This window comes from Halobacteroides halobius DSM 5150, from assembly GCF_000328625.1.
GTDB lineage: Bacteria > Bacillota > Halanaerobiia > Halobacteroidales > Halobacteroidaceae > Halobacteroides > Halobacteroides halobius.
Window position 1 is genome coordinate 860,231 of sequence record NC_019978.1, and the last position, 13,704, is coordinate 873,934.

Genomic DNA, 13,704 nt, shown 5'->3' on the forward strand with positions numbered 1-13,704 from the left:
AGTTGAGACCTTATTTAATCTAGGAGGCGAAATAGTGAAAGGGTATATTAATAAAGAGACCATTAAAAAAGGATTAGAATTATCATTAGTTGTTAGTATTTTAGCTTTAGGAGGATTAATTTTATTTACTATAGATAAGCATACTATTGGCAAGGTATTAAGTATTAATATTTATTATTTAATTTTAGCAGTAGTTATTACTTTGCTAATGTGGACAGTAGGAGGTTTAAGAATTAAATTAGTTACTGACGCAGTAGGGGAGAGTATTTCTTTATTAGAGGCTGTTAAAATTTTTTTGTTGGGTGCTTTTGTGTCTAATGTAACTCCTTTTGCGTCTGGAGGTGGGCCAGCTCAGATTTTTCTATTACATAAAAGGGATAGAATTTCTGTAGGAAAGTCAACTACAATAATTGTAGTTCAATTTGCGCTAAGACTTCTATTTTTTGGTGTAACCACGCCCATTTTATTTTTATTTTTTAAAGAATTTATTAATCCAGGATTTATTCCAACCCAGATATTTAACATTGCTGTTTTAGTTGCAGCAGGAATTACTTTAATTATGATTTATTTTATTTGGCAACCAAAACAGGTTAAATCAGTAGTTGATAAGCTAAGAGATATTCCTTTATTAAAGCCCTTATTAAAATACCAGAGGGTGAGGAGTTTAATTGAAAAATTTTATCAAGAGGTAGAAGAATTTCATGACAGTCTATGGCAATTAACGAAATATAAAAAGTATAGTTTAATTTGGGCTGCACTTTGTACTTTAATCTATTGGGGTTTGTTTTTTACAATTGCTCCGATTATCTTATTAGGGTTAGGGGCCAAGCCTTTCTTTTTACGTTCTTTTATTGTACAAACAATCTTTTATTTTATTCTACCTTATATTCCTACTCCTGGTGGAAGTGGAGTAGCAGAGTTAGGTTTTGCTTCTTTATTTTCTAGTTTTGTACCGTCTGGACTGGTTGGTTTATTGTCCATTGTTTGGAGATTTTTAACTTTTTATTTGGTCTTAGGATTAGGTGGGATTATTTTATTGAAGATTTTAGCTAAATCTGCAGTAGGTTCAAGAGGTTAAGGAGGAAACTAATGAAGTATGTATCTATTATAGTTGATTTACCAGTTAAACAAGTCAATCAAACCTTTAGTTATCATATACCAGAAAAATTAGAGGAAACAATAGGATTAGGCAAGAAAGTAATTGTACCTTTTGGCCCGCGCAAAATTGAAGGATATATAGTAGAGATTAAGAAACAAGTTGAATTTGAGACCAAACCAATTATTAAGGTAGCAAGTGATTATTCATTATTTGATCAAGAATTACTAGAACTAGCAGAGTGGATGGCTAACTATTATCAATGTTATTTGATTTCTGCTTTAAAGGCAATTATTCCTAGTGGGAAGCAGCGGGTTAAGACTAAACGAGTTGTTAACTTGGCCCAATCAGATCAAGAGACGAATGAGATTATCTCTCAGTTAGAAAAGAGGGCTCCTAAACAAGCAGCAGTTCTATTTTATTTAGTAAAAAATCCAGCCCAACAATTAATTACTACTAATTTAGCTAAAAAAGTGAATACTAGTTCTGGTACCATAAGGAGATTATTTAAAAAAGGTCTAATAGATTATAATAAAGAAGAAGTAAAGAGAATTCCTTACCAAGATACTAATTTTAAAAAGACAACTCCTTTAGCTCCTACGCCAGAACAAGAAGTAGCACTATCTGAAATTAAAGCAGCTATTAATAGTCAATTAGATACAACTTTTTTATTAAAAGGAGTTACTGGTAGTGGAAAGACTGAGGTATATTTACAATCAATTTCTGAGGTTCTTAGCCAAGGCCAAGAGGCAATTGTCTTAATCCCCGAGATTGCTTTAACCCCTCAAACTATTGCCCGCTTTAAAGGACGTTTTGGAAAGCAAGTAGCTGTTTTACATAGTCAATTATCTTCTGGGGAACGATTTGATGAATGGCGGAGGATTAAAGAGGGAAAGGCTAAGATTGCTGTTGGAGCTCGTTCAGCAATTTTTGCTCCTTTTAGTAATTTAGGCTTAATTGTTATTGATGAAGAACATGAAACAACTTATAAACAAGAAGATCATCCTAAGTATCATGCTCGGGAAGTAGCAGTTAAAAGGGCCAAGCTAAATCAAGCAGTAACTATTTTAGGAACTGCAACTCCTTCTTTAGAATCTTATTATCGGGCTCAAAAGGAAGAGTACAAACTATTGGAGTTATCTAAACGAATTGAAGATCGTCCTTTACCAAAAGTAGAATTAGTTGATATGCGCCAAGAGTTAGAGGCTGGTAATAAACAGATGTTAAGTCGCAGCTTAGAAAAGGAAATAAAAGCAAGATTAGAGGTAGATGAACAGGTGATTATCTTTCTTAATCGACGTGGTTTTTCTACATTTGTGCAGTGTAGGAAGTGTGGTTATGTGATGGAATGTGATGAATGTGATGTTTCACTAACTTATTTTTCTCAATCTCAGATTCTTAAGTGTAATTATTGTGATTTTACAACAAAGATTCCAGAAGAATGTCCTGATTGTGGAAGTAGTTATATTAAATACTTTGGAGTAGGAACTGAAAAAGTAGAACGAGCTTTACAGGAAATATTTCCTGAGGCTAATATAGCTCGGATGGATCGAGATACAACGACTAAAAAAGGGGCTTATCAGCGAATTCTAAGCTCGTTTTCAGCTGGGGAAATAGATATTTTAGTAGGAACTCAGATGATTGCTAAAGGACACGATTATCCTAATGTTACTTTAGTCGGGGTTATTACTGCTGATACTGCTTTAAATCTACCTGATTTTAGGGCAAGTGAGAGGACATTTCAGCTGTTAGCTCAAGTAGCTGGTCGGACTGGTCGAGGAGCAAAAGCAGGGCAAGTAATAATTCAAAGTTATACCCCTGAACACTACAGTATTCAACAAGCTAAAGAACATGATTACCAAAGTTTTTATGAACAAGAAATTATCTTTAGAGAAGAAATGGAGTATCCTCCTGTGACCCATTTAATCAATATTATTGTAAGTGATAAATCAGAGGACAAAACAATTAAGGTAGCTCAAAGATTAGGGGAGATTATTAATGCTAAGTTAAAAGATACAGCAGATAAGCAGTTGCTTGGCCCCGTACAAGCTCCATTATCTAAAATCAGAGGAGAATATAGATGGCAGTTATTACTTAAAGGACGAAATTTAGAAGAGTTAAGACAGCTTAATCAAATGTCTTTGCAGGAGTTAGAAGAAGTTAAAGAGCTTAAAAGTGTTAAAATTAGTATTGATATAGACCCAATAGGAGTGCTATAATTAAATTAAGGATTGAGAATTTATGGAGGTGCTGATATGTCAATTTTAAAGATTAGAGAAGTTGGAGACCCAGTATTAAGAACAACAGCTAAAGAAGTTACAGAAGTTACTGATAAAACAAGACAGTTACTTGATAATATGGTAGAAACAATGTATGATGCTGAGGGAGTAGGATTAGCTGCCCCCCAGATTGGAATTTCTAAAAGAATTGTTGTCATTGATGTCGGAAGTGGTGTAGTAGAATTAATCAACCCTCAAATTATAGATAAATCTGAAAAGACTTATGTTGACCAGGAAGGTTGTTTAAGTATTCCAGGTGAAACTGGGAAGGTAGAGCGAGCCTTTGAGGTTACAGTTAGGGCCTTAAATCGAGATGGGGAAAAGTTCGAAGTAGAAGGTAAAGGACTATTAGCTAGAGCTTTACAGCATGAAATTGATCATTTAGAAGGAAAATTATTTACTGATAAAACAATTTGAATTAATTAAGAATGGAGGGATAGTATGGAAGTTGTTTTTATGGGAACACCAGATTTTGCTGTTCCATGTTTAGATGCTTTATGTCAATCTGAAGTTGCTAATCTAATAGGTGTTGTCAGTCAACCAGATAGAAAAAGAGGTAGAGGGCAAAAAAGACAGCCTACACCAGTCAAAAAGAAGGCATTGGAGTATGATATAGAGGTTTTTCAACCTCAAAAAGTAACTTCAGAAGAAGGAATTGATAAATTAAAAGAGTGGGATCCGGATTTAATTGTAGTAGTTGCTTATGGTCAAATTCTAGGAACAGAAGTTCTTAATTTACCACAAAAGGGATGTGTAAATGTTCATGCTTCTTTATTACCACAGTATAGAGGAGCTGCACCAATACACAGAGCAATTATTAATGGAGATCAAAAAACAGGGATTACTACTATGTATATGGATGAAGGTATGGATACAGGAGATATGATTCTAACAAAAGAGGTAACAATTACAGACCAAGATACAGTAGGAAGTTTACATGATAAATTAGCTACAACAGGGGCTAACTTATTGATTACAACGCTAAAAGAAATTGAAGCAGGAACTGCTCCTCGAAAGAAGCAAAATGATGGCCAGGCTACGTATGCTCCTAAAATTAAGAAAGAAGAAGGAGAAATTAATTGGAATCAAGAGGCTAAAGAGATTTGGAATTTAATTCGTGGGATGAATCCTTGGCCCGGAGCTTATACTTATATTAATGGAGAGAGATTAAAATTATGGGCTTCTCAAGTATATAGTAAGGATCAATCTAAAGAGATGATACCAGGGACTATTATTAAAACAGATACTGAAGAAGGAATAATTGTTCAAACAGGTCAAGGCCAACTACTATTGACTAAAGTACAGCCAGCAAGTAAGCAGAGAATGTCAGCTACTGATTATCTATTAGGATATGATTTACAGGAAGGGACTAAATTAGGCAAGTAATATATGCAAAAATCTAGTCGGCTATTTATCGGACTATTATTGCTGGTATTGACTGTAGTTGGAGTGTTAATAGGTGGTATTTGGTATTTAAATTTTTTTGGTTTTAACATATTAAGTCAGGGAGTTTTAGTTATATTAGGGATTATTATATCTTTAGTGGGAGCAATTTTGGTGTTAGGTGTGTTAGGGATTTTACTTACTAGTCGTCGAGGTAGTCCAGTTCCTATACTAGTGCTTCCTACTAAGATAGTACTTTCTTACTTTTTACCTGTGGTAATTCAGTTAGGGAAATTAATTGGTTTTGAAAAGGAAGAAATTATGTCTTCCTTTATTAAAGTAGGTAACCAATTGATTGATCCAGAGGAGTTAGATGTTAAGCCTGATGATGTTTTAATTTTAACGCCTCATTGTATTCAGTGGTCTGAATGTAGTTATCGAGTTACAAGTGATTTGGATAATTGTCAACACTGTGGTAGATGTCAAGTGCAAGATTTAATTGATTTAAAAGAAAAGTATGGGATTAATTTAGCAATTGCTACTGGTGGAACATTGGCTAGAAAGATTATTAAGGAAACTCGACCTAAGGTGATTGTAGCGATAGCTTGTGAACGTGATTTAAGTAGTGGGATGCAGGATGTTTATCCATTACCTGTTGTAGGGGTGGTTAATTTACGACCAAACGGACCATGCTTTAACACTAAGGTAGAGTTAGAGAAGATAGAAGAAGCTATAGAAAGGATTCTTAACTAAAAAAGAGGAGGGATAGTATGTTTCCATTTTTTTATGATCCGACGATGATTATTATAATTCCATTTATTTTATTTAGTGTTTATGCACAATATAAGGTTAAGTCGACTTTTAATAAGTATTTATCCGTAACTGCAAGAACCAACAAAAGTGGAGCAGATATAGCTAGAGAGTTACTAAGAAAAGAAGGGGTTAGTGATGTGACAGTAGAGCAGACTCAAGGTAGACTATCTGATCATTATGATCCACGGTCTAAAACACTTCGTTTATCATCAGATGTCTATCGTGGGAGCTCATTAGCAGCTATAGGGGTAGCAGCTCATGAAACAGGTCATGCTATTCAAGATGCTACTGAATATAGTCCTTTAAAAGTACGGCATTCATTATTTCCAGTAGCCAATTTTGGTTCTCAGCTTGGCCCGATTTTAGCAGTTGTTGGATTTTTATTTTTTAAATCTCAATTCTTAGTTGGTTTAGGAATTCTCTTCTTTTTAGGTGCTGTTTTATTTCAGATTATAACTTTACCAGTTGAGTTTAATGCTAGTAATAGGGCTTTGAAATTACTGCAGCAGTATAACTTTCTAAATCGTGATGAAGCTAAAGGAACTAAAAAGGTTCTTAATGCAGCAGCATTAACTTATGTAGCTTCTACATTAGTAGCAATAGGACATTTATTAAGATTAGTAATGATGTTTGGGATGATGGATGAAGATTAAAATATAAGAATCTATGGAGGATAATTATGAAGCGAGCAAGGTCAGTAGCTTTACAAGGAATTTATCGAATTAATGAAGAAGAAGCTTATTCAAATTTGGTAGTCAATAAATTATTACAAGAATCAAATTTAGATAAAAGAGACCGTAGTTTAGCAACTCAGTTAATTTATGGAGTTACAAGATGGAGGAATAGTTTAGATTGGGTAATTAATCAATTCGCTAATCGTAAGGTTAAGAAGATGACTCCTTGGGTTAGAAATGCTTTACGGCTTGGAGTTTATCAAATTAATTATTTGGATAGAATCCCTAATCCTGTAGCTTGTAATGAAACAGTAGAAGTAGCTAAAGCTCATTGTAATCGGGGAGCAATTAAATTTATTAATGGTATCTTAAGAAATATTATTCGTAACTTAGCGGAGATTACTTATCCATCTTTAGAGGAAGATCCAGTCCAATATATTAGATATAAGTATTCTCAGCCTCAATGGTTAGTGCAAAGGTGGAGAAAATATTTTGGTACAGAAAAGACAATTAAAATCTGTCAAACCCTTAATCAAATCCCACCAATGATAATTAGAACCAATACTCTTAAGTTAGATAGTGAACAACTGATATCTAAATTAGAAGAGGAAGGAATTAGTGCTAAGGAGGTTAGCCAAGTTAAAGAAGCAGTTAATTTACTAGACTATCCTGCGATTGCTAGTATAGATAGTTTTCAAGCAGGGAATTTTATAGTACAAGGGTTAAGTTCAATGTTAGTAGCCCATTTATTAAAGCCCCAAGAGGATGATTTAGTAGTTGATTTGTGTAGTGCTCCTGGGGGTAAGACTACTCATTTGGCCCAAGTAATGGAAAATCGGGGTCAAATTAATGCAGTTGAACTCCATAAAGCAAAAGTAAATTTAATTAAAGAAAATTGCCAACGATTAGGCATTAATAATGTAGAATTTTATTGTGATGATGGACGAGAGATCTCATTTACTCAACAAGCAGACAAGATATTAGTAGATGCTCCTTGTTCTGGTTTAGGAATTATGGCTAAAAAGCCGGAGATTAGATGGCATAAAAAACCACAAGATTTAAAAGAATTACAACAATTACAATTGGAGCTATTAAATAATGCTGCCTCCTTCTTAAAACCTGGTGGAGAGTTATTGTATACAGTTTGTACTTTTACTTTTGAAGAGACAGAAGCAGTGGTTAAAAAATTTATGAATGACAATCCAGATTTTTCAATAGTTGATCTAAAATCTCAAGCTGTTACTTATGGATTAGAAGATTATTATCAAACTGGATATTTAAAGATAGTTCCTGATACATCTAGCTGGGAGGGCTTTTTTATTGCTAAATTAACCAAAGAATAAAGAAAGGAATAGTAATGGTAGAAAAAATAAATTTATTGGGAAAAAGTATTAATGAATTAGAAGAAATAATAAAAGAATTAGGTGAAGCTAGTTTTAGGGCCAAGCAAATTTTCAGTTGGCTATATGATAAAAAAGTAAATGAGTTTAATCAGATGACTAATCTATCTAAAAATTTGCGCAATAAATTAGCCAAGAAGACTACTATAGGAAAACTAGAGTTGATAGCTAGTCAAGAGTCGGCTGATGGAACTGAAAAGTATTTGTTTGAACTTGAGGATGGGAAAAAAATTGAAACGGTTTATCTTCCTGTGCAAGAGGGAAGAAAGAGCATTTGTATATCTACTCAGGTTGGTTGTGCTATGGGATGTAATTTTTGTGCTACAGGGTTACAAGGGTTAAGTCGTAATCTAACTACTGGTGAAATTGTTAATCAAATTTTAGAAGTTGAACGGATTAAAGAAACTAAAATTACTAATGTAGTACTAATGGGTATGGGAGAACCACTAGCCAATTATAAGCAAGTTTTAAAGGCTCTTGAGCTAATCAATCATGATTTAGGATTAAATATAGGAATGAGAAAAGTTACCTTATCTACTTGCGGTTTAGTTCCTGAAATAAGAAGATTAGCAGAAGAGAAGTTGCAGCTTACTTTAGCGATTTCACTCCATGCACCTAATAACCAATTACGTAGTAAGATGATGCCTGTAAATGATAGATATCCTATTCATGATTTAATGGAGGCCTGTGTATATTATATTCAACAAACTAATCGTAGAGTAACATTTGAATATGCTTTAGTAGCAGGGGTCAATGATTCTCGAAAGCATGCTCAACAATTAGCTACTTTACTAGCTGATAAATTAGTTCATGTGAATTTGATCCCGATTAATAAAGTAGAAAAACTCTCCTATAGCAATCCTAGTAATAAAGCAATTAAACAATTTAAAGAAGAGTTAGATAATCAGGGGATCCCTGTCAGCATAAGGACTGAAAGAGGAGCTGATATTGATGCAGCTTGTGGTCAATTACAAGCTAAGGAGGACTAAAAATGAAGTTTGGATCTAAACTGACTCGAAAGGTAAAAAGTATGTTCTCAGATGATCCTAGAACTTCTTTTAGACAAAGTTTAATCACTAAGATTATATCTGAAATGAAGAATAAACAAAGACGAGGTAAAAGGGGGATCTATGTTCCTGATTATTACCAAATTAGTATTGCAAAATCTCAAAGCAAACAAATTAATAACAAACTAAAATCTAAAGTCTACCAAACAATTAAATCTTATATTGAAGATGAAGAATTTAAATTGCGCAATAATTTAAGACTTGATTTTAAATTAGATAAGGATTGTAAGAAAATAGTTATAAAAGGAGAATTTAGGATTGCTTCGATAAATGATAGAACATTTAATCATGAAACTAAAACATTTCAAGGTGGAATTTCTGATTTAAAGAAAGAAGATCACACCTCTACTATTAAAATTAAGCCATTAAAACGTAAAGAAGCTTATCTTAGATTGTTAATAGATAATAAAGAAAAAGCTTCTTTTGTGCTTGATTCAGTTGAAACTAACATTGGACGTCAATTAAGTAATGAAATTGTTATATCTGATCGTAGTGTATCTCGAGTTCATGCTCAAATTATCGATAAAAAATATTATTATTTAGTGCGGGATTTAAATAGTACTAATGGTGTGTTGGTGAATGATGAATTTATAACAGAAAAGCAATTAACTGATGGAGATAAAATCAAATTAGGAGAAGCTATATTAGAATTTTGTTGTAGTAAAGTAGATTAAGTAGACATATATTATTACTATAATTTCAGGTAATGTTTAAGTGAGGTGAGATTATGAGCTGTGGAGTTCGATCAGAGCGGGGAAAGGTTAGAGATAAGAATGAAGATAATTATTTAACAATGACTACTAAAGATGATTTAAAGGTTATTGCGGTAGCAGATGGTATGGGGGGACATCAGGGAGGTAGAATCGCTAGTTCTGTAGCTATTGAAGTAGTAGAGAATTATGAGTTTACCAAATCGAATTTAAAAACTGATATTGATAATTGTATTAAATTAGCTAATAAAAAGATTTTACAAAAGGCTAATGATAATTTAAAATATAATGGAATGGGTACTACTTTGACTTTGGGGATAATTAAAGATAAAATATTAATAATTGGGCATGTTGGTGATAGTAGAGCCTACTTATATTCTGAAAATCAATTAAAACAAATTACTAATGATCATTCGTATGTAAATGAATTAGTAAAAAAGAATATAATTAGTTCACAAGAGGCTGATAAACATCCTAAGAGAAACTTATTAACCAGAGCTTTAGGAACAAATCAGGAAGTTAAAGTGGATATAATAGAGCTAGAATTAAAGGATAAAGATTTAGTTTTACTCTGTTCGGATGGAGCAACAGAAATGTTATCTAAGCAAGATTTAATTAAGGTGATCAACAAAAATTCTACATTACAAGATAAGGCAAATAAAGTGGTTGATATGGCTAATCAAGCAGGAGGCTACGATAATATTACAGTCTTGTTCTATCAAATTAAGTAGGTTAATTTATTTGTACTAGTCATATAAAATTGTCAGTTTAACTTTTGGGGTGACAGGGATGATTGGAAGAGTTTTAAATGGAAGATATAAATTATTAGAGAGAATTGGTGCCGGTGGGATGGCTATTGTTTACTTAGGTAAAGATAAATTATTAGACCGTAAAGTAGCAATTAAGGTATTACAACCACAATTTGCTGATAATAAAAAGGCAGTAAGAAGATTTAATCATGAAGCTAAAGCGGTAGCTAGTTTGTCTCATCCTAATATTGTTAATATTTTTGATATTGGTCAAGAAGATAATCTACATTATATAGTAATGGAGTATATTACTGGTTATGATTTAAAAGAGGTTTTAAAGAAACAAGGAAGGTTAGAATTAGATCGAGCAGTTAAAATTACTAAGGGTGTATGTCGAGCTTTAATTAAAGCACATCGCAATAATATTGTTCATTGTGATATAAAACCACATAATATTTTATTAACAGAAGATGATACAGTGAAGGTAACTGATTTTGGGATTGCACAGGCAGTAACAGATGCAACTATGGCTCAGACTAGTTCTATTTTAGGTTCTGCTCATTATCTTTCTCCTGAGCAAGCTGAAGGGAAAAAAGTTAGTACTAAATCTGATATTTACTCCCTAGGGATTGTTTTATATGAATTAGTAACTGGAGAAGTACCATTTGGTGGTGAAAGCTCTGTATCTATAGCTTTAAAGCATGTTGAAGAGGAGCCTCCTTCGCCTAAAAAGAGAAATGCTGATATACCTGATAAATTGAAAGAAATCATTTTGCGAGCTATGGCTAAAGAAACTAAGGATAGATATAATTCAGCAGCTGAGATGTTGCGTGATTTAAAAGAAGTTTCTAATGATTTAGATACTGCTCAAAGAGTATCTAATCAAGAAACAATGGTAATTTCTAGAGATAAAATTAATAGTAAGGAAGAAAATCAAGATTTAGAGGATGATTCAAAAGTGGCATCAAAAGAGGAAAACAATGAAAAAGGTAGAGGGTTATTTTTCACTTTAGGAATAATAGGTCTTATTTTAACTATTGTATTAGGAACTGGTTATTACTTTTTAATGGACTATTTAACTGTTCCTAAAGTAACTGTTCCTAATATTATAAAAAAAGACCTCCAGGAAGCTAAAGAAGAATTAGAGAAAAAAGGCTTAAGATTTGATATCTATTATAAGACTTATAGCAATAGAGTAGCCCAAGATCATATCATCTCACAAAGCCCTCAGTCAGGGAGTGTGGTTAGAAAAAATCGGATAATAGAGGTAGTAGTTAGTAAGGGGGCCAAACTAGTAAAAGTTCCTAATCTAACTAATAAAACTTTACGGTATGCTAAAGTGAGTTTATCTAAATCAGCTTTGAAATTAGGCACTATAACAAAGAAGTATAGTAATCAAGTTCCTGAAGAACAGGTTATTTCTCAAACACCTAAAGCCAAAACTAAAGTGGAGTCTAATACTAAAGTTCAATTAGTAGTTAGTAAAGGAAGAAAGCCTAAAAAAGTAATAGTACCTAGTGTAGTAGGTTTAAGAAAAGAAGAAGGAATTAGTAAGTTAAGGGAACGTAATTTGATCTTAGGTCAAATAATCAATAAGAAGAGTTTAAATTATCTTAAAGGGGAAATTATAGCTCAACAGCCAAGTGCTGGAAGTAAATTAATGGAAGGTTCTACTGTAAAATTAATTGTTAGTAGTGGAATTAGAAATCCATATAATGCTCAGGTTAAAACTTCGGTTGTTAGAACTTATATTCCACCAGGTCAAAAAAGAGAGGTTAAAATTGTAGTTAAAGATGATAATGGCAGAAGGATTGTTTATCAAAAAGTACATCAACCTAAAGATAGAATTGAAAAACAGATTATTACTGTAGGTTCAGCAATTATTAGAGTATATATTGATGGACGGTTAAATATAGAAAAAAGATTATAATAACTAAATTTACTAAAAGGGAGAGTGATTATGCAGCAAGGAAGAGTTCTTAAAGCACATGGTGGATACTTTTTTGTTTATGATGCTACAACAGATAAAGTATATCAATCTAAGATCAGAGGAAGATTAAAACAAAGAGATGTTGAGGTAATTGCAGGTGATAAAGTAAAATTTGCTATTTTAAATGATGGGAGTGGGATAGTAGAAGAGAGGCTACCTAGGGAGAATTCTTTATTTCGTCCTCCAATAGCTAATGTAGAACAAGTTGTGATTACTGTTTCTATCTCTAATCCTGATTTGCATTTTAAATTATTAGATAGATTATTAATTTTAGGTAGGGCAGCTGATTTAGAAATTGTAATCTGTGTCAATAAAATTGATTTAGTAGGAATTAAGAAAGCTCGAAAGATAATGGAGTATTATAAAGAGATTGGTTATAATATTTTATACACCAGTGCTGAAGAAGAAATAAATCTTGGGCAATTAGAGGAAGTTTTACAAGATAAGATTTCTGTTTTTGCAGGCCCTTCTGGAGTAGGTAAATCAAGTTTATTAAATGCTATTCAGCCTGACTTGAAGTTAAGAACTGGTAAAGTAAGTGATAAAATAAAGCGTGGGAGACATACAACAAGGAAAGTAGAATTGCTGTCTTTGGATAGAGGAGGATGGGTAGCTGATACACCAGGCTTTAGTGCACTTGATATTACTTTTATTAGGTCTAGAGAGTTACATTATTTCTTTGTTGAAATGCTTAATTATATTAATCAGTGTAAATTTTCCTCTTGTTCACATAGTCATGAACCACAATGTGCTGTAAAGGAAGCTGTAGATAACGGAAATATTGCTCAACATCGATATGATCATTATTTAGAATTTTTATCAGAAATTGAAGAAAAAGAAGCAGAATGGTGGAGGGGATAATATGATTAAAGTAGCACCATCTATTTTAGCAGCAGATTTTAGTAAACTAAAGCAAGAAATTGAAACAGTTAAAGAGGCTGAATACCTTCATTTGGATGTAATGGATGGCCATTTTGTACCTAATATTACCATTGGCCCGTTAGTTATAGATTCAATTCAAAATATTACCAATCAAATGTTAGATGTTCATTTAATGATCGAGAATCCTGATCAGTATATTCCAGATTTTGCTGAAGCTGGAGCAGATATTATAAGTGTTCATGCTGAGGCCTGTCCTCATTTGCATCGAACTGTTCAAAATATTAAAAAGCAAGGGGTTAAGGCTGCAGTTGCGTTAAATCCTGCAACTCCCTTAGCTGCAATTAAGCATGTACTAACGGAATTAGATATGGTTTTATTAATGACAGTTAATCCTGGGTTTGGTGGTCAATCTTTTATTTCTGAAGTACTTCCTAAAATTAGACAATTAAAAGAAATGATTGATAATCATAATTTAGATATTGATATTCAAGTAGATGGTGGAGTTAAGCCAGGTACTACAGCTGTAGATGTTATAGAAGCTGGGGCCAATGTTTTGGTAGCAGGTTCAGCTATTTTTGGTGCTGATGATAGAAGTCAAGTTATTGCTGGTTTAAAAGTTAAAAATAAGGTTTGATTTATTAAATAAAGACTAGTATAATAA

At 32.7% G+C, this 13,704-nt stretch carries 13 protein-coding genes; all 13 read left to right on the forward strand.

Translation table 11 applies throughout. The features are described from left to right. Window positions 1-34 precede the first annotated feature (34 nt). The 13 genes from HALHA_RS04315 to rpe are packed head-to-tail and all read left to right on the forward strand — an operon-like array spanning window position 35 to window position 13,677. Entirely contained in the window at window positions 35-1,078 is a 1,044-nt protein-coding gene (locus HALHA_RS04315; protein ID WP_015326570.1) for a lysylphosphatidylglycerol synthase transmembrane domain-containing protein, read from the forward strand. Between the two features lie 11 nt (window positions 1,079-1,089). After that, window positions 1,090-3,315, forward strand: coding sequence for a primosomal protein N' (priA, locus tag HALHA_RS04320; RefSeq protein ID WP_015326571.1), 2,226 nt, complete (start codon window positions 1,090-1,092; stop codon window positions 3,313-3,315). A gap of 36 nt (window positions 3,316-3,351) precedes the next feature. Beyond that, window positions 3,352-3,792 carry a peptide deformylase gene (def, locus tag HALHA_RS04325; RefSeq protein ID WP_015326572.1) on the forward strand — a complete coding sequence of 147 codons (441 nt, stop codon included), beginning with the start codon at window positions 3,352-3,354 and terminating at the stop codon, window positions 3,790-3,792. Window positions 3,793-3,816: 24 nt separating this feature from the next. Then, on the forward strand, window positions 3,817-4,761 hold the full coding sequence (fmt, locus tag HALHA_RS04330) for a methionyl-tRNA formyltransferase (protein ID WP_015326573.1): 945 nt from the start codon (window positions 3,817-3,819) through the stop codon (window positions 4,759-4,761). A gap of 3 nt (window positions 4,762-4,764) precedes the next feature. After that, complete coding sequence (locus tag HALHA_RS04335; RefSeq protein ID WP_015326574.1) at window positions 4,765-5,511, forward strand: DUF116 domain-containing protein; 747 nt, start codon at window positions 4,765-4,767, stop codon at window positions 5,509-5,511. A gap of 17 nt (window positions 5,512-5,528) precedes the next feature. After that, window positions 5,529-6,224, forward strand: a complete 696-nt coding sequence (locus HALHA_RS04340) for a zinc metallopeptidase (RefSeq protein WP_015326575.1) — start codon at window positions 5,529-5,531, stop codon at window positions 6,222-6,224. Between the two features lie 26 nt (window positions 6,225-6,250). After that, entirely contained in the window at window positions 6,251-7,588 is a 1,338-nt protein-coding gene (gene rsmB, locus HALHA_RS04345; RefSeq protein ID WP_015326576.1) for a 16S rRNA (cytosine(967)-C(5))-methyltransferase RsmB, read from the forward strand. Window positions 7,589-7,602: 14 nt separating this feature from the next. Continuing rightward, entirely contained in the window at window positions 7,603-8,634 is a 1,032-nt protein-coding gene (gene rlmN, locus HALHA_RS04350) for a dual-specificity RNA methyltransferase RlmN (protein WP_015326577.1), read from the forward strand. A 2-nt stretch (window positions 8,635-8,636) separates the two neighbouring features. Continuing rightward, window positions 8,637-9,386 carry an FHA domain-containing protein gene (locus HALHA_RS12970; protein WP_015326578.1) on the forward strand — a complete coding sequence of 250 codons (750 nt, stop codon included), beginning with the start codon at window positions 8,637-8,639 and terminating at the stop codon, window positions 9,384-9,386. 53 nt (window positions 9,387-9,439) lie between these two features. After that, window positions 9,440-10,153, forward strand: coding sequence for a Stp1/IreP family PP2C-type Ser/Thr phosphatase (locus HALHA_RS04360; protein WP_015326579.1), 714 nt, complete (start codon window positions 9,440-9,442; stop codon window positions 10,151-10,153). Window positions 10,154-10,211: 58 nt separating this feature from the next. After that, window positions 10,212-12,101 carry a Stk1 family PASTA domain-containing Ser/Thr kinase gene (gene pknB / locus HALHA_RS04365; RefSeq protein WP_015326580.1) on the forward strand — a complete coding sequence of 630 codons (1,890 nt, stop codon included), beginning with the start codon at window positions 10,212-10,214 and terminating at the stop codon, window positions 12,099-12,101. A gap of 30 nt (window positions 12,102-12,131) precedes the next feature. Further along, window positions 12,132-13,022 (forward strand): ribosome small subunit-dependent GTPase A, encoded by an 891-nt coding sequence (gene rsgA / locus HALHA_RS04370; protein WP_015326581.1) that lies wholly within the window; start codon window positions 12,132-12,134, stop codon window positions 13,020-13,022. Window position 13,023: 1 nt separating this feature from the next. Then, complete coding sequence (rpe, locus tag HALHA_RS04375) at window positions 13,024-13,677, forward strand: ribulose-phosphate 3-epimerase (RefSeq protein WP_015326582.1); 654 nt, start codon at window positions 13,024-13,026, stop codon at window positions 13,675-13,677. The last annotated feature ends 27 nt before the right edge of the window (window positions 13,678-13,704 follow it).